The organism is Amycolatopsis sp. cmx-4-61, from assembly GCF_046548775.1.
Classification (GTDB): domain Bacteria; phylum Actinomycetota; class Actinomycetes; order Mycobacteriales; family Pseudonocardiaceae; genus Amycolatopsis.
Window position 1 is genome coordinate 145,481 of sequence record NZ_JAEBEI010000012.1, and the last position, 15,268, is coordinate 160,748.

Here is a 15,268-nt window from a genome sequence, read left to right on the forward strand (position 1 = left end):
ACTTGCGGACGACCGCGCCGGCTCACCATCCCGGGTGAGCCGGCGCGGTTTTTTCCGTGTGCTCGGCCCCTAGCACACCCGACCGACATTCCGGGCCTTCCACAGCGATCCGTGGACGAGTTGTCCCCAACACCCCGGTTGTCCACAGTCCGGCGAACCGGGGCTGGTCCGGCCGGGTCGCGCCCTGCCATCGTCGAAGGCACACGCACCGTGATCGCCGGGACCGTCCCGGTGACGGGAGCGAACCGACGAGGGGGCGAACACGATGACGGGCACCGACGAGCTCGCGAAACACCGCCAAGACCTGGGCGCCTGGGGCGAGGACCTCGCGCTCCGCTACCTCCGGGAGCGCGGCCTGGTCCTGCTGGCCCGCAACTGGCGCTGCCGCGAAGGCGAGCTGGACCTCGTCTTCACCGATCGCACCCGCGTCATCGTCTGCGAGGTGAAGACCCGCTCCGGCACGGAATTCGGTCTCCCGACGGAGACGGTCACCGAGGAGAAGGCGGGGCGCGTCCGCCGTGCCGCCCAGCGCTGGCTGCGCGAGTTCCGCCTCGGCTGGTGCCCCGTCCGCTACGACGTGGTGACGATCCTCGCCGAACCGGGTGCCCGTCCGCAGCTGCGGCACATCGAGGCGGCGTTCTGATGCCGATCGCCAAAGCCTGGTCGGCCGGCCTGCTCGGGATCAACGGCCGGGTGATCGAGATCGAGGCCGACCTCGGCGGCGGGCTGAGCCGGATCACCCTCGTGGGCCTGCCCGACGCCGGGTTGCGCGAGGCGAAGGACCGCGTGCGGTCCGCCGTCCGCAACTCCGGCCAGCCCTGGCCCGACGGCAAGGTCACGCTCGGCCTGTCCCCGGCGAACCTGCCCAAGATGGGGTCCGCCTTCGACCTGGGCATCGCGGCGGCGGTGCTCGCGGCGTCGGGCGCGGTCCCGGCCACGCGGCTGCTCGGCACCGTGCTGCTGGGCGAACTCGCCCTGGACGGCCGGATCCGCGCGGTCCGCGGCATCCTGCCCGGCCTCCTGGCCGCCCGGGCGGCGGGATACGGCCGAGCCGTGGTGCCGACGGACTCCCTCGTCGAAGCGGCGCTGGTGGACGGCATCGAAGTCGCGGGCGCGCCCCACCTGCGCGACTTCGTGGCCTGGCTGAAGCGCGAAGCCGAGCTGGCGCACCCGGAGCCACCCGGCCCGGTGCCCCCGCCGGAGGTGCCGGACCTCGCGGACGTGGTCGGCCAGCCGGAGGCGCGCTGGGCCCTGGAAGTCGCCGCGGCGGGCGGGCACCACCTCCTGCTCACCGGTCCGCCCGGCGTCGGCAAGACGATGCTGGCCAAGCGGTTGCCCGGTCTCCTCCCGCAGCTCACACCGGAGGAGTCTCTGGAGGTCACCGCGGTCCACTCGGTCGACGGCTCGCTGTCGAAGTCCTCACCGCTGGTGACCGTTCCGCCGTTCGTGGCCCCGCACTATTCGATTTCCGTGCCGGCCCTGATCGGCGGCGGCAGCGGGATCGCCTCCCCGGGCGCGATCAGCCGGGCGCACCGGGGTGTCCTGTTCCTCGACGAAGTCTGCGAGTTCGGCGGACAGTGCCTGGAGTCGCTCCGGACGGTTCTGGAAGAGGGCGAGGTACGCATTTCGCGGGTGAAGGGATCGATCACCTATCCCGCGCGGTTCCAGCTGGTCCTGGCGACCAACCCGTGCGCATGCGCGCCGCCGAAGGACGCGGACTGCGTGTGCTCGGCCAACGCCCGCCGCCGCTACCTGGGCAAGCTGTCCGGCCCGCTGCTCGACCGCGTCGACCTGCGGGTCCGGTTGCGCCCGTTGAGCGCGATCAGCGCGCACGACACGGGCGCGGCGGAGCCGTCGGAACCGGTGCGCCAGCGGGTCTTCGCAGCCCGCGAACGCGCAGCCCACCGCTGGAGCGCGCACGGCTGGCTGTCGAACTCGGAGGTCCCCGGACCGGCGCTGCGCCGTGAGTTCGCCCTCCCCGCGGACGCCACGACCGTACTGGACCGCGCGCTGGACCGCGGCGCATTGAGCGGCCGAGGAGCGGACCGCTGTCTGCGCATCGCGTGGACCCTGGCCGACCTGGACGGCGAACCCCGCCCCGGCGCCGACCAGGTGAGCGCAGCGTTGGCCTTCCGAGAGCGGGGGGCGGCATGAGCACAGCCGAGTTCCGTCGGAGTGGACCGCCGACGCCCGCGGAAGTGACGTCCCCGGCCGGCCCGGACGGCAAGCAGCGCGCGGCCACCGTGGCCGGCCAAGAGCTGTCGGTCCTTCGGGAGTGCATGGCGGAGCTGTCGATGTCGGGCCCGATCGCCTTCGACACCGGCTACAGCCTGACCGGTCTGTGGCCGACGCGCGCCTGCCTGCTTCCGGTAACGAACTCCTCCGCGTCGGCTGTGGTCGGGCCTGTTTCCGGGGGCTCGCGGTTGGCCTGCCGGGCGCGCGTGGCTGAGCCGTCGGCAGCCGCGGTGGTCGTGTTCGCTGCTGGGGACGGGCGGTTGGCCTGCCAGGGGCGCGTGGCTGAGCCATCGGCACCCGGGGTGGTCGGGTGCGTTGCCGGGGGCGGGCGGTTGGCCTGCCAGGGGCGCGTGGCTGAGCCATCGGCAGCCGCGGTGGTCGGGTTCGTCGCCGAGGACTCGTGGTTGGCCTGCCAGGCGCGCGTGGCCGAGCCATCGGCACCCGCGATGGTCCGGTTCGTCGCCGAGGACAGGCGGTCGGCTTGCCGGGAGCGCGCAGTTGAGCCGTTGGTGCCGACGTCGGTTGCCTTTGGCGCGGTCTGCAGACGAGCGCAGACGTCGGCGTCGTGGAAGCAGGTGGCGGCGTGAGCGCGGAAGAATTGCCCCAGGCTTCAGAAGCGGGTGGCAGCGCGAGCACGGACAAGCTGCGGCAGGCTCGCGCCTACCTGCTGCGGGTGGCCGAGCCCCCGGCGGCCGCGGTCGTCGCCTTCGTCGCCGAACACGGGCCGATAGCGGCAGCCGAGCGGGTTCGGCGGGGCGACTGCCCGGCCGAGGTCCTCAAGGCGACCGAGGCGCGGCGAGGCTACGACCTCGTCACCCAGGACTTCGAGCGGGCCGCGGCAGTCGGCGCCCGGCTCGTCGTGCCCGAGGACGACGAGTGGCCCGCCTGGCCGCTGCTCGCCTTGGACCTCGCCGCCCGGCGCGGGGTGGCCGAAGCCGTTCCGCCCTTGGCCCTGTGGGTGGCCGGGGACGTGGCGCTCGGCACCGCCGCCGATCGGGCCGTGGCCATCGTCGGTGCTCGTGCCGCGACGAGCTACGGCGAACACCACGCCGCCGAGTTCGCGCACGGGCTCGCCCGCCGGGGTGTGCCGGTGTTCTCGGGCGCCGCCTACGGCATCGACGGGGCAGCACACCGCGGCGCGCTCGCCGCCGACGGCGTCACCGTCGCCGTGCTGGGGTGTGCCGTCGACGCCGGTTATCCCGCCGGGCACGTCGGCCTGCTGGGCCGGATCGTCCGCTCCGGCGGTGCCGTTGTCAGCGAGTACCCACCCGGCACGCCGCCGGCCCGGCACCGCTTCCTCGTCCGCAACCGGCTCATCGCCGCCCTGACCGAGGGCACGCTGGTCGTCGAGGCGGGACGCCGCAGCGGGGCCCGCAACACCGCCGGCACCGCCGGTGCCCTCGGCAAGGTGGTGATGGCCCTGCCCGGGCCGATCTCGTCCGCGATGTCGGCCGGCTGCCACGACCTGATTCGCGACGCCCGGGCGACGCTGGTCTCGAGCCTGGACGAGGTCCTCGAGACCGTCGGCCGGTTCGGCATCGCCGAGGACAAGGGGCCGAGCCGGCCGAAACGGCGCACCGACCGGCTGGGGCCGGAGGCCTTGCGCGCCTTCGAAGCACTGGCTGTGCGCGTCGACCGGTCCGACGCCGAGGTCGCGACCGAATCCGGCCTCCCGTTGCGGCGGGTGCGGGCGCTGCTCCCGGAACTGGAGATCGACGGATTCGCCGTCCGTGGCGAATCCGGCTGGCGACGGCGGAAGGAAAGCGCGTGACCACCACGAAATCCGGGAGAAAACGCCGACGGCGTTCGGCCGGTCCGGTGGGGCCGCGTGGCGATCCTTGACCGGAGGCGGATGTTCGCGCAGCGTGACATCCATGCCGCCATCACGCTCCGGCCGGGCCCGCCGTCCCGACCTGCGCGCGCTCCGGGCCGCGCTGCCCGAGTCCGTACGGGCCGTCGTCACCGCCTACGAACGGCACCTCGGGCTCGAACGCGGCCTGTCCGCGCACACGGTCCGCGCGTATGTCGGCGATGCGGTGTCGTTGCTCGGGTTCGTCGTGGACGGTGGCGCTGAAGTCGCCGAGCTGGACCTCGCCCGGCTCCGGGCGTGGCTCGCCGCCCAGCAGTCCGGCGGGGCGAGCCGGACGACGCTCGCCCGGCGGGCCGCCTCCGCCCGCACGTTCACCGCCTGGGCGCACCGCACTGGCGTCCTGGCCACGGACCCGGGCGGACGCCTCGCCGCGCCGCGGGCGCACCGCACCCTGCCCGGGGTGCTGCGTGCGGGCCAGGCGGGGGAGGTGATGCAGGCGTCGGCTGCCGGGGCGGCGCAACGCGATCCGGTCGCTTTGCGTGACCGCGCGATGGTCGAGCTGCTCTACGCGACCGGCATCCGGGTGTCGGAGTTGTGCGGCCTGGACGTCGGCGGGGCGGACTTCTCCCGTCGTGTCGTGACGGTGCTGGGCAAGGGCGGCAAGGAGCGCGTCGTCCCGTTCGGCATTCCGGCGGCGGAGGCGCTCGCGGACTGGATCGACGAGGGACGGCCGAAGATCGTCGCGGAATCCGGTGGTGAGAGCGCCGAACCCGCGCTTTTCCTGGGTGTGCGCGGCAAACGCGTCGACCCGCGGACTGTCCGGCGTGTCGTGCACGATGCCGTCACGGCGGTGCCCGGAGCACTCGACATGGGGCCCCACGGCCTGCGGCATTCCGCCGCGACGCATCTGCTCGAAGGGGGTGCCGATCTCAGGAGCGTTCAGGAACTGCTTGGTCACGCTACGCTCGCCACGACGCAGCTCTACACTCATGTGACCGTCGACCGGTTGAAAGCGATCCATGACCGAGCGCACCCCAGGGCCTGAGGCGGTCCGGGGAGTCTCGCCGGGGTCGTCACCAGCGGGCCCGGCGGCGCACGCGCATCCGCACGAGCACGGAGACGACACTGAGCCGCATGCCGAGAACGACTGTGCAATGACCGCAGGCCCGCACGTGACCGAAGCCGCCGGAGTGAGCACTCACGGTGAGGCTGCCGCGCCCGCGGAGACCCGGGCGGGCTACGAGGTCGACGCCGGAATCGCGGCTCTGTGGCAGCAGTTCGCGGACAATCCGGACCAGGCGTCGCGCGATCGGCTCGTGCTGCACTACGCCCCGCTGGTCAAGTACGTCGCCGGCCGGGTCGGCACCGGGCTGCCCACCCACATCGACGTGGGAGACCTGGTGCAGTCGGGCATCTTCGGGCTCGTCGACGCGATCGAGAAGTTCGACCCCGAGCGGGGCCTGCGCTTCGAGACGTACGCGATGCAGCGCATCCGCGGCGCGATCCTCGACGACCTCCGTTCGCAGGACTGGGTGCCGCGCGCGGTCCGGAGCAAGGCGAAGGAGGCGGAGCGCGCGATGGAGCGCCTCGGCGCCCGCCTGCACCGCACCCCGACCGACGCCGAACTCGCCGACGAACTCGGCATCGGTCTCGACGACCTGCGCGACTTCTACGGCCAGCTGCAGCTCACCAGCGTCGTCGCGCTGGAGGACCTGGTGGCCGCGGGCAAGGACAGTGGCTCGCTGGTCGACACGCTGCCCGACGACGACGCCGTCGACCCGGTCGCGGTGCTGGTCGACCAGGACAACCGCCGCCAGCTCGCCCAGGCGATCTCGCAGCTGACCGAGCGCGACAAGATCGTGGTCAGCCTCTACTACTTCGAGAGCCTGACCCTCGCCGAGATCGGCAAGGTCCTCGGGGTCACGGAGTCGCGGGTCAGCCAGCTGCACACGCGCGCGGTCATGCGGCTGCGCGCCAAGCTGGTCGAGCAGACCGGCGCCTGATCACCGATCACCTCCCCACGGCTTGAGCCGGTATTCGCCGAGTTCGCCGGTCAGGCTGAGGGGATCGACGTACTCCTCGCCGCGCCGGACGCCCCAGTGCAGGCACGCCGCCACCGTGCAGCCGGGATGCCCGGCGAGGACGGTGCCGAGCACCTGCCCGCGGTAGACCTGTTCGCCGACAGTCACCTTCGGGGCGACGGGCTCGTAGGTGGTCCGCAGGCCACCGTCGTGGTCGACGGAGAGCACGGGCCGCCCGCCCACCAACCCGGCGAAGACGACGACGCCCGCATCGGCGGCCAGCACGTCCTGCCCGGCCACGGCAGCCAGGTCGACCCCGCGGTGCCCGGGACCGAAGGGCGTTTCGGGAGCGTCGAAGTACTTGGTGATCACCGGAACGGGTGAAAGTGGCCAGGAGAGCCGCGGTTGCCGCGTGGTGAGGGAGCTGCCCGTCCCAGGTTCAGCCACGGCCGCGGGCGCCCACGGCGGCGCGGCCATGAGCGCGATCGCCCACGGCACGGCCGCCTCGGGTGCGGTCGTGGGGAAAGCTGCCTGCCCTGCGGGCGAGGGGTTGGCGGTGGTCGCGGGCCGATCTGCTCGCGGTCCGCCTGCGGTCTCCTCCGCCGGCCACCGAGTCGGCTCCGCTGGGAAAGAGGCAAGTTCGCCTGCCCCACGCTCGGCCGCCGCCGGCCCGGCGAGCTGTGAGTACGGCCGCGGCTGTGCCAGACCGCCCGGTCGTTGCTCCGCCGCCGCTTGCCGCTGCGCGGCCCCCGCCTCGAGCGGGCTGAAGTCGCCTGCTCGAGGCTCGGCTGCGGCTGGCTCGGGTGCGGCTGCGGGGAGAGCTGCCTGCCCTGCGGGCGAGGGGTTGGCGGTGGTCGCGCGCCGATCTGCTCGCGGTTCCCCCGCGGTCGCCTCCGCCAGCCACCGGGCCGCCTCCGCTTCGGGCGGAATGAAGCCGCCTGCTTGACGCTCGGCTTCGGTCGGCTCGGGCTGGCCAATGCGGCCTGCTCGGCGCTCGCCGGTCGCGGGCTCGCCTGCCGCCGGCTTGCTCGCCTCGGCTGGGCCGGACCCGCCCGCTCGGCGCTCAGCTGCCGCCGGATCGGGTGGGTCCCAGCCGCTCCTCCACACCTTCGCCGCGGTCCCTGGGGGCCCGGAGCCGGCTGCACCTATCCCCAGGGCCGCCGACGCCGGCGCCTCCCCTCCGGCAACCCCCGCCCACCACGCGCCGACGCCTGCCTCTCCATCCGTCCACGCTCCACCAAAAACCGCCGTGACCAGCGTAATCGCGCCCAACAACCACCCCTGCGCCCGCCGTCCGGCCTGCTTGATCGACTCCATGACTCCAGCCTGCGGCAGCCCGCCGGCCCGTGGGGGACCGATGGTGAATCTGTGGACAACTCGAGGCGATGTGGACAACTCCTTCGCGCACTGGCCGCCGGTGGGGGAGGGGGTGGTGGGAGGGGGTAGAATCTTCTCCGCGGTCCGTTTCAGCGGACTGACTTCGCGTGCACGTGCGCGTTCCCCGGTCTGGAAGCAGCCGGGTGGGCGCACGGGTCCGGCGGTCCTCGGGGGTCCTCACTCCCCGGGGTCCGGACGCCGGCACGGGCACCAGGGCGATCGGCCACCCGGCCGGGAGCGACAAACCGAGCAGCGCGCCGGCTGAACGCACGGTGCGCACTACACAGAAGAGGTGTGATTCCGGCAATGGCCGTCGTCACCATGAAGCAGCTGCTCGACAGCGGCGTGCACTTCGGGCACCAGACCCGCCGGTGGAACCCGAAGATGAAGCGCTACATCTTCACCGAGCGCAACGGCATCTACATCATCGACCTGCAGCAGACGCTGACCTACATCGACCGTGCGTACGAGTTCATCAAGGAGACCGTCGCGCACGGCGGCACCATCATGTTCGTCGGCACCAAGAAGCAGGCTCAGGAAGCCATCGCCAACGAGGCCGCGCGCGTGGGCATGCCCTACGTCAACCAGCGCTGGCTCGGCGGCATGCTGACCAACTTCCAGACCGTGCACAAGCGTCTCCTCCGCCTGAAGGAGCTCGAGTCGCGCGAGCAGACCGGCGGCTTCGAGGGTCTCACCAAGCGCGAGATCCTGACGCTGACCCGCGAGAAGGACAAGCTCGAGAAGACCCTCGGCGGTATCCGCGACATGGCCAAGGTGCCGAGCGCGGTGTGGATCGTCGACACGAAGAAGGAGCACATCGCCGTCGGCGAGGCTCGGAAGCTGAACATCCCGGTCGTCGCGATCCTGGACACCAACTGCGACCCGGACGAGGTCGACTACCCGATCCCGGGCAACGACGACGCGATCCGCTCCGCCGCGCTGCTGACCAAGGTCGTCGCCGAGGCCGCGGCCGCCGGCCTGATGGCCCGCTCCAGCCGCAACGGTGCTTCGGCCGACTCCAAGCCGGAGGCGGGCGTCGCCGCCGACGAGCCGCTGGCCGAGTGGGAGAAGGAGCTGCTCGCCGGCTCCGAGACCGCCGCCGCCGACGCGACCGAAGCCGCCGCTGCCGTCGAGGCGGCGGCCCCGGCCGAGGCCGCCACCGAGCAGGCGACCGCCTCCTCCTGACGCTCCACCGTCCGTGCGGCCGAGGCCTCCTGGCCCGGCCGCACGGGCGTGGCAACCCCCAGATTTCCTGCGAAGGACGGATTTACCAGAATGGCGAACTACACCGCCGCCGACGTGAAGCGCCTGCGTGAGATGACCGGCGCCGGCATGATGGACTGCAAGAAGGCCCTCGAGGAGAACGGCGGCGACTTCGACAAGGCCGTCGAGTTCCTCCGCATCAAGGGCGCCAAGGACGTCGGCAAGCGCGCCGAGCGCGCCACCGCCGAAGGCCTGGTCACCGGCGACGGCGGCGTCCTCATCGAGCTGGACTCCGAGACCGACTTCGTCGCGAAGAACGCCGACTTCCAGGCGCTCGCCGCGAAGATCGTCGAGGTCGCGAAGTCCGTCAAGACCTCCGACGTCGAGGCGCTCAAGGGTGCCGAGCTCGACGGCAAGACGGTCAACGAGGTCGTCCAGGAGCTCTCGGCCCGCATCGGCGAGAAGCTCGAGCTGCGCCGCGTCGTGGCCTTCGAGGGCCAGACCGCGACCTACCTGCACCGCCGCGGTTCCGACCTGCCGCCGGCCGTCGGCGTGCTCGTCGAGTTCACCGGTGACGACGCCGAGGCCGCCCGCGGGGCGGCCATGCAGGTCGCCGCGCTGCGCGCCAAGTACCTCACCCGCGACGAGGTCCCGGCCGAGATCGTCGAGAACGAGCGCCGCATCGCCGAGCAGACCGCCCGCGAGGAAGGCAAGCCGGAGCAGGCCATGCCGAAGATCATCGAGGGCAAGGTCAACGCCTACTACAAGGACAACGTCCTGCTCGAGCAGCCGTCGGTCAAGGACAACAAGAAGACCGTCAAGGCCCTGCTCGACGAGGCCGGCGTGACGCTGACCCGCTTCGCGCGGTTCGAGGTCGGCCAGGCCTGACGTCAGGCCAGGGCGTAGGTTTCACCCCCACAGTGCCCCGTCTCCGTCCATCGGGGACGGGGCACTGCCGGGTCCGGAGAGAAAACACGGTCGAGGGCACCCGCCGACGTACTCCCTCCCGCGGAGGCGGCCAACAACACAGGAGGCGACATAGATGGGTGACCGGGTCGAAGGTGGCTACCGGCGGGTGCTGCTGAAACTGGGCGGCGAGATGTTCGGCGGTGGTTCGATCGGCGTCGATCCCGACGTCGTCCACTCGGTCGCGCAGCAGATCGCCGACGTCGCCCGCACCGGTGTCCAGGTCGCGGTCGTGATCGGCGGCGGCAACTACTTCCGGGGCGCCGAGCTGTCGCAGCGCGGCATGGACCGCGACCGCGCCGACTACATGGCGATGCTGGGCACCGTCATGAATTGCTTGGCCCTGCAGGACTTCCTGGAGAAGGAGGGCCTGCCCACCCGAGTGCAGACCGCCATCACGATGGGCCAGGTCGCCGAGCCCTACATCCCGCGCCGCGCCGAGCGGCACCTGGAGAAGGGCCGCGTCGTGATCTTCGGCGCCGGGGTCGGCATGCCGTACTTCTCCACCGACACCGCGGCCGCGCAGCGGGCGCTCGAACTGGGCTGCGAAGCCGTGCTGATGGCGAAGGCCGTCGACGGCGTCTACACCGCGGACCCTAAGGCCGACCCCACCGCCGAGATGTTCCGCGAGATCACCCACCGCGAGGTGCTGGAGCGGGACCTCAAGGTCGCCGACGCGACGGCGTTCAGCCTCTGCATGGACAACAACATGCCGATCATCGTGTTCAACCTGCTCACCGAGGGGAACATCGCCCGCGCGGTGAGTGGTGAAAGAATCGGCACGTTGGTCAGCACCCCCACTGCCGGGGTGCCGGCCTAGACCTGCTGGGATCAGCAAGCGCCACCCATCACAACTACGGGAGTGACCGTGATCGACGAGACCCTCCTCGATGCCGAGGAGAAGATGGAAAAAGCGGTGTCCGTCGCCAAGGACGAGCTGCAGTCGGTTCGCACCGGCCGGGCTTCGTCGGCGATGTTCTCGCGGATCGTCGTCGAGTACTACGGCTCGCCGACCCCGCTGAACCAGCTGGCCAGCGTGAACGTGCCGGAAGCCCGCATGGCGCTCATCAAGCCGTACGACCAGTCGCAGCTCGGCGCGATCGAGAAGGCGATCCGGGAGTCGGACCTCGGCGTGAACCCGAGCAACGACGGCCAGGTCATCCGCATCGTCATCCCGCAGCTCACCGAGGAGCGGCGCAAGGAGATGGTGAAGGTCGCCAAGGGCAAGGGCGAGGACGCCCGGGTGTCGATCCGCAGCATCCGCCGCAAGGCCAAGGACGAGCTGGACCGCATCGCGAAGGACGGCGAGGCCGGCGAGGACGACGTCGCGCGCGCGGAGAAGGAACTGCAGAACCTCACCGACACCTACGTGCACAAGGTCGACGAGCTGGTCAAGCACAAGGAAGCCGAGCTGCTCGAGGTCTGATGGCACAGGTGAGCGAGGAACGCGAGGACCGGGTGGACGTCACCGGAGACCAACCGGCCGGTGCGCCGGGAGCCGGCACCCCGGCCACGCCGGAGTTCCCGGGCACCGCCGGGGCGGTCCCCGGCCGGGCTTCGGCGACCTCGGAAGCCGGCCCGGCGGCGGAGACACCGGTCGCGCCGGAGGGGGCCGGCGAAGCGGCCCGGTTGTCGGCCGCCGGCACCGCCGCGGCGGACACACCGATCGCCTCGCGGACCGGCGAGGCGGCGGAAACCTCGGTGGTTTCGGGTGCGGCTGCGGATGCCTCTGGCGCCGCGGCCGAGCGGGCGGCCGGTGCGGCTGCGGATACCTCGGCGACTTCGGGAACTGGTGCGGCTGCGGAAGCCCCTGGCGCCGCGGCCGAACGGGCGGCGGAGACCACTGCGGCCGCCGAACCGGGCGCGCCGGATACACCGGCACCGCCGGAGGACGTCAAGAAGGCCTCCAAGGCCGGGCGGAACCTGCCCGCGGCCATCGGGGTCGCGCTGCTGCTCGGTGCCGCGATCATCGTTTCCCTGCTCACCGTGCGGTACCTGTTCATCGGGATCATCGCGATCGCGATCGCGGTCGGCACCTTCGAATTCGCGGGGGTGCTGCGCCGGGTCGCCGACATCCGGGTCGCGATGATCCCGGTGCTCGTCGGCGGGCAGGCGATGATCTGGCTCGCCTGGCCGTTCGGCCGGGAGGGCGCGCTCACCGCGTTCGTCCTCACCGTCCTCGCCTGCCTGCTGTGGCGGCTGCCCGGCGGCGCGAAAGGCTACCTGCGCGACATCAGCGCGTCCACCTTCGCCGCCGCCTACCTGCCGCTCTTCGGTGCCTTCGCGGCCATGCTCGTGCCGCCGCACGACGGCGTCGGCCGCGTTCTCACGTTCCTGATCGGCGTCGTCGCCTCGGACACCGGCGGCTACATCGCCGGCGTGCTCGGCGGCAAGCACCCGATGGCGCCCGCCATCAGCCCGAAGAAGACCTGGGAAGGCTTTGCGGGTTCGGTGATCGGCGGGGTCGTGGCCGGGGCACTGACGCTCAGCCTGCTCCTCGACGGCCACGTCTGGCAGGGCGTGATCTTCGGTGTCGCCATCGTGCTGACCGCGACCCTCGGCGACCTCGTCGAGTCGCTGATCAAGCGCGACCTCGGCGTCAAGGACATGGGCACGCTGCTGCCCGGGCACGGCGGGATCATGGACCGCCTCGACTCGCTGCTGCCCTCGGCGGTCGTGTCCTGGCTGCTGCTTTCGGCGTTCGTGCCGGTCTAGTCGTCGTAGGGGTCGTCGACCTCCGCGCGGCCCGAGCCTTCGGCGATGCGCGAGTGGTCGATCACCGCGAAAACCGCGCCCTCGGGGTCGGCCAGGATCGACATCCGGCCGAACGGGGTGTCGTAGGGCTGGATCACCACCGTGCCGCCGTGCATGATCGCTTCGCCCGCGACCGCGTCGACGCCGCGGGCGGGGTCGATGTCGAAGTACACGAGCCAGTGCGGCGGGGTGTCGAGGCTGTACTCCGAGCCCATCACGTACCGGTACAGCACCGGCTCGTGCTCGATGAGCCATTCGACGTAGTCGAGCATCTCGCCGTCGCCGATCTGATGGCTGCCGTAGGTGAACAGCTTGGTGTAGAAGTGATCCGCCGCGACGCCGTCGTGGGTGTTGAGGTCCGCGCCGCTGAAGGTGTTCGGGATCCCGGTGATGAACTCCCAGTTCGGCGGCACCTCCCAGAACACCACCGGCGCACCGCACGCGTCGATGGCGTGCATGATCGTGCCGCGGTCCGGGATCGCCACCGGCCCGAGGGTGATCCGCCCGCCGAGGTGCTCCACCCACTCGGCCGCGCTCGCGGTGTGGGGCACGGAGATGTGCGGCATCCAGCCCAGTGGCGCGCCTTGCGCCGCACGGTAGAGCCCGCCGACGGGGACGCCGTTCAGCGCCGCGATGGCGTAACGGCCGTCGGACGTCGCCGGATCCCGCTGAGTGGTGTACTCCCAGCCGAAGAGCGCACCGTAGAATTGTTCCGCCACGGCCTGCTCGCGGCAGGCCAGCTCGATCCAGCACGGAATTCCGGCCGGGACCGGGGACGGGGTACTGGACGGGCCGATTGTCATGGGTGCTCCTCCCGGATACCCACCGGATTCTAGGCGTGATCCGTGAGTTTTCCGCCAAGAATTCGCCACCGTGCGGGCACGGCCCGGCGACGAGGACCCGGAAGGAGCAGCGGGGGTGCGGTGGTCGTCGCGGCACGCGGAGGTCGTGCCGAGCCCCAACATCTGGTACTACCAGGCCGATTACGAACTGGAGAACCACGCGCAGGACAGCGGCGGCGAAATCTGGCGGGTGCTGCGGGAGGAGTGCGACTGGACCGGCCGGGACGTGCTGGACGTCGGCTGCGGTGACGGGTTTCACTTGCCGCGCTTCGCGCGTGACGCGCGATCGGTGCTCGGGGTCGAGCCACACGAGCCGTTGGTGCGAAGCGCGCTGAAGCGTGTCGAGGGACTGTCGAACGTGGACGTCCGGATGGGCCGGGCCCAGCGGCTGCCGGTCCGCAGCGCGAGCGTCGACGTCGTCCACGCGCGTACGGCGTACTTCTTCGGGCCCGGGTGCGAGCCGGGGCTGGCGGAGGCCGAGCGGGTGCTGCGGCCGGGCGGCGCGCTCCTGATCGTCGACCTCGACGTGACGAGCGAGCCCTACGGCCGCTGGATGCGCGCCGACCTACCGCACTACGACCCGGTCGCGGTGGAACGGTTCTTCGCCAAGGCCGGGTTCGGCTGCCGCCGCGTCGCGACCGAATGGCGGTTCGCGACCGCGGCGGACCTCGAAGCCGTGCTGAAGATCGAGTTCAGCAAACCGGTGGCCGAACAGGCGATCGCGGAGTCCTTGCAGCGTAACGGGAATCGCCGCCAGGACCTGACGCTGCCGGTGGGCTACCGCGTCCACGCGCGGCGCAAGCCCACCGGCCTCGTCCTGCCAGGTCACTCCGCGGCCTCGGGAGACTCTTCCTCGTCCTCGCCGAGGATGCCGTAGAGCGAGCGCCGGGCGTCGTTGAGGACCTCGGCCGCGCGGGCCTGCTGGCTCTCGGTGCCCGCGCGCATGATCTGCACGACGGCGGCGGCCAGGTTCTTGCCCGCCTTCGCGAGCCCGACCTCGACCGGGTCGACGTCCTGGGCGATCTGCTCCCACGGCGGCGTGCTGTCCTGCTGCTCCGCGGCGGCGCGGCCGGCGTCGGTCAGCTCGAACAGCTTCTTGCCGTGCTCGTCCTTGCTGATGACCAGGCCTTCGTCGGCCAGCAGCTGCAGCGTCGGGTAGACCGAGCCGGGGCTCGGCCGCCAGAAGCCGCCGGAGCGCTCGCCGATCTCGCGGATGATCTCGTAGCCGTGCCGGGGCTGCTCGGCGAGCAGCGCCAGGATCGCGGCGCGGACGTCACCGCGGCGGCTGCGCCGTCCGCCGTGACCCCGCCGGTGCGGGCCGTGGCCGCGACCGCGTCCACCGGGGCCGAAGCCGGGGGGGAACTCGCCGAAACCACCGAAGGGACCGAAAGGTGCGCGCCCACGCTCGTGGGCGAAGGGGTGTCGTTGCCTACGCATGTCAGGTGTTCCTTTCTCGAACTGTTGCGACACGTTCACGATATATCGGAAACGGTCGGATGACAACCCGTCTTCGGTGACACCGGTCACCTGGGAGGATCGGCGGGTGCCGGAAACCATCGACGAGATCGACGCGCGCCTGCTCCTGGCGCTGGGGGAGGACCCCCGGTCCACCGCGGTCGCCCTGGCCGAGCGGCTGGGCCTGTCCCGCAACACGGTGCAGGCCCGGCTCGTGCGGCTCGAACAGCGGGGCGTCCTCAGGTCGTTCGAACGCCGCATCGACCCCGCGCGCCTCGGGCACCCGCTGCGCGCGTTCGTCAACGCGCAGGTCGACCAGCGGCGGCTGGCCGAGATCGGCACGGCGCTCGCCGCGATCCCCGAGGTGACCGAGGTGTGCGGGCTGACCGGGGCGAGCGACCTGATGGTGCAGGTGGTCGCGGTCGACGCCGACGACCTGTACCGGATCGCCGGGCGCATCCTGGCTTCCCCCGGCGTCGAGCGGACGAACATTTCCCTCGTCATGCGCGAGCTCGTCCCGTACCGCCTGGCGCCCCTGCTGGAGCGCGTGCATTCTGCGCAGCCGGAGGCCTGAGCTCTCCGTAGCCGCTGGGCATTCTGCGCAC

The 15,268-nt window shown here is 71.9% G+C and carries 16 protein-coding genes; 13 read left to right on the forward strand and 3 right to left on the reverse strand.

The features are described 5' to 3' along the window. Nucleotides 1-265 precede the first annotated feature (265 nt). From ACLJOU_RS29515 to ACLJOU_RS29540, 6 genes are all read left to right on the forward strand, one after another. Nucleotides 266-643 (forward strand): YraN family protein, encoded by a 378-nt coding sequence (locus ACLJOU_RS29515; RefSeq protein ID WP_410571793.1) that lies wholly within the window; start codon nt 266-268, stop codon nt 641-643. After that, complete coding sequence (locus ACLJOU_RS29520; protein WP_410571795.1) at nt 643-2,154, forward strand: YifB family Mg chelatase-like AAA ATPase; 1,512 nt, start codon at nt 643-645, stop codon at nt 2,152-2,154. The genes ACLJOU_RS29515 and ACLJOU_RS29520 overlap by 1 nt, the downstream gene beginning before the upstream one ends. Then, the gene (locus ACLJOU_RS29525; RefSeq protein WP_410571797.1) at nt 2,151-2,822 is read left to right on the forward strand and encodes a hypothetical protein; all 672 of its coding nucleotides are present in this window, start codon (nt 2,151-2,153) and stop codon (nt 2,820-2,822) included. The genes ACLJOU_RS29520 and ACLJOU_RS29525 overlap by 4 nt, the downstream gene beginning before the upstream one ends. A gap of 11 nt (nt 2,823-2,833) precedes the next feature. Next, nucleotides 2,834-4,006 carry a DNA-processing protein DprA gene (gene dprA / locus ACLJOU_RS29530; protein ID WP_410572034.1) on the forward strand — a complete coding sequence of 391 codons (1,173 nt, stop codon included), beginning with the start codon at nt 2,834-2,836 and terminating at the stop codon, nt 4,004-4,006. A 103-nt stretch (nt 4,007-4,109) separates the two neighbouring features. Next, a complete protein-coding gene (locus tag ACLJOU_RS29535; protein WP_410571798.1) occupies nt 4,110-5,090 on the forward strand; it encodes a tyrosine recombinase XerC in 981 nt (326 codons plus the stop codon). 109 nt (nt 5,091-5,199) lie between these two features. After that, nucleotides 5,200-6,048, forward strand: coding sequence for a FliA/WhiG family RNA polymerase sigma factor (locus tag ACLJOU_RS29540; RefSeq protein WP_410571799.1), 849 nt, complete (start codon nt 5,200-5,202; stop codon nt 6,046-6,048). Here the strand turns inward: ACLJOU_RS29540 and ACLJOU_RS29545 are convergent, their stop codons facing one another. Continuing rightward, nucleotides 6,049-6,543: a M23 family metallopeptidase gene (locus ACLJOU_RS29545; protein WP_410572036.1), complete on the reverse strand. Its 495-nt coding sequence runs from the start codon at nt 6,541-6,543 to the stop codon at nt 6,049-6,051. A gap of 1,206 nt (nt 6,544-7,749) precedes the next feature. Here ACLJOU_RS29545 and rpsB point away from each other — a divergent pair. From rpsB to ACLJOU_RS29570, 5 genes are all read left to right on the forward strand, one after another. Further along, the gene (rpsB, locus tag ACLJOU_RS29550) at nt 7,750-8,628 is read left to right on the forward strand and encodes a 30S ribosomal protein S2 (RefSeq protein WP_410571800.1); all 879 of its coding nucleotides are present in this window, start codon (nt 7,750-7,752) and stop codon (nt 8,626-8,628) included. Between the two features lie 90 nt (nt 8,629-8,718). Further along, nucleotides 8,719-9,534: a translation elongation factor Ts gene (tsf, locus tag ACLJOU_RS29555; protein WP_410571802.1), complete on the forward strand. Its 816-nt coding sequence runs from the start codon at nt 8,719-8,721 to the stop codon at nt 9,532-9,534. 154 nt (nt 9,535-9,688) lie between these two features. Further along, nucleotides 9,689-10,432: a UMP kinase gene (gene pyrH / locus ACLJOU_RS29560; RefSeq protein WP_013223864.1), complete on the forward strand. Its 744-nt coding sequence runs from the start codon at nt 9,689-9,691 to the stop codon at nt 10,430-10,432. 48 nt (nt 10,433-10,480) lie between these two features. After that, a complete protein-coding gene (frr, locus tag ACLJOU_RS29565; protein ID WP_191310243.1) occupies nt 10,481-11,038 on the forward strand; it encodes a ribosome recycling factor in 558 nt (185 codons plus the stop codon). Beyond that, nucleotides 11,038-12,327 (forward strand): CDP-archaeol synthase, encoded by a 1,290-nt coding sequence (locus ACLJOU_RS29570; RefSeq protein WP_410571804.1) that lies wholly within the window; start codon nt 11,038-11,040, stop codon nt 12,325-12,327. The genes frr and ACLJOU_RS29570 overlap by 1 nt, the downstream gene beginning before the upstream one ends. Here ACLJOU_RS29570 and ACLJOU_RS29575 read toward each other — a convergent pair. After that, nucleotides 12,324-13,169: a VOC family protein gene (locus ACLJOU_RS29575; RefSeq protein ID WP_410571805.1), complete on the reverse strand. Its 846-nt coding sequence runs from the start codon at nt 13,167-13,169 to the stop codon at nt 12,324-12,326. The genes ACLJOU_RS29570 and ACLJOU_RS29575 overlap by 4 nt on opposite strands. Before the next feature lie 115 nt (nt 13,170-13,284). Between ACLJOU_RS29575 and ACLJOU_RS29580 the strand changes: the two genes are divergently transcribed. Next, nucleotides 13,285-14,085 (forward strand): class I SAM-dependent methyltransferase, encoded by an 801-nt coding sequence (locus ACLJOU_RS29580; RefSeq protein ID WP_410572038.1) that lies wholly within the window; start codon nt 13,285-13,287, stop codon nt 14,083-14,085. On the opposite strand, the gene ACLJOU_RS29585 is transcribed toward ACLJOU_RS29580, so the two are convergent. Beyond that, nucleotides 14,034-14,645: a PadR family transcriptional regulator gene (locus tag ACLJOU_RS29585; protein ID WP_410571807.1), complete on the reverse strand. Its 612-nt coding sequence runs from the start codon at nt 14,643-14,645 to the stop codon at nt 14,034-14,036. The genes ACLJOU_RS29580 and ACLJOU_RS29585 overlap by 52 nt on opposite strands. 106 nt (nt 14,646-14,751) lie before the next feature. Here ACLJOU_RS29585 and ACLJOU_RS29590 point away from each other — a divergent pair, with 106 nt between their 5' ends. Beyond that, nucleotides 14,752-15,237, forward strand: coding sequence for an Lrp/AsnC family transcriptional regulator (locus tag ACLJOU_RS29590; RefSeq protein WP_410571808.1), 486 nt, complete (start codon nt 14,752-14,754; stop codon nt 15,235-15,237). Nucleotides 15,238-15,268: the final 31 nt, after the last annotated feature.

Coding starts and splice junctions, on each gene's coding strand:
- ACLJOU_RS29515 (WP_410571793.1), top strand. CDS start 266: ATGACGGGCACCGACGAGCTCGCGAAACACCGCCAAGACCTGGGCGCC.
- ACLJOU_RS29520 (WP_410571795.1), top strand. CDS start 643: ATGCCGATCGCCAAAGCCTGGTCGGCCGGCCTGCTCGGGATCAACGGC.
- ACLJOU_RS29525 (WP_410571797.1), top strand. CDS start 2,151: ATGAGCACAGCCGAGTTCCGTCGGAGTGGACCGCCGACGCCCGCGGAA.
- ACLJOU_RS29535 (WP_410571798.1), top strand. CDS start 4,110: ATGCCGCCATCACGCTCCGGCCGGGCCCGCCGTCCCGACCTGCGCGCG.
- ACLJOU_RS29540 (WP_410571799.1), top strand. CDS start 5,200: ATGACCGCAGGCCCGCACGTGACCGAAGCCGCCGGAGTGAGCACTCAC.
- ACLJOU_RS29545 (WP_410572036.1), bottom strand. CDS start 6,543: ATGGCCGCGCCGCCGTGGGCGCCCGCGGCCGTGGCTGAACCTGGGACG.
- rpsB (WP_410571800.1), top strand. CDS start 7,750: ATGGCCGTCGTCACCATGAAGCAGCTGCTCGACAGCGGCGTGCACTTC.
- tsf (WP_410571802.1), top strand. CDS start 8,719: ATGGCGAACTACACCGCCGCCGACGTGAAGCGCCTGCGTGAGATGACC.
- pyrH (WP_013223864.1), top strand. CDS start 9,689: ATGGGTGACCGGGTCGAAGGTGGCTACCGGCGGGTGCTGCTGAAACTG.
- ACLJOU_RS29570 (WP_410571804.1), top strand. CDS start 11,038: ATGGCACAGGTGAGCGAGGAACGCGAGGACCGGGTGGACGTCACCGGA.
- ACLJOU_RS29575 (WP_410571805.1), bottom strand. CDS start 13,169: ATGACAATCGGCCCGTCCAGTACCCCGTCCCCGGTCCCGGCCGGAATT.
- ACLJOU_RS29585 (WP_410571807.1), bottom strand. CDS start 14,645: ATGCGTAGGCAACGACACCCCTTCGCCCACGAGCGTGGGCGCGCACCT.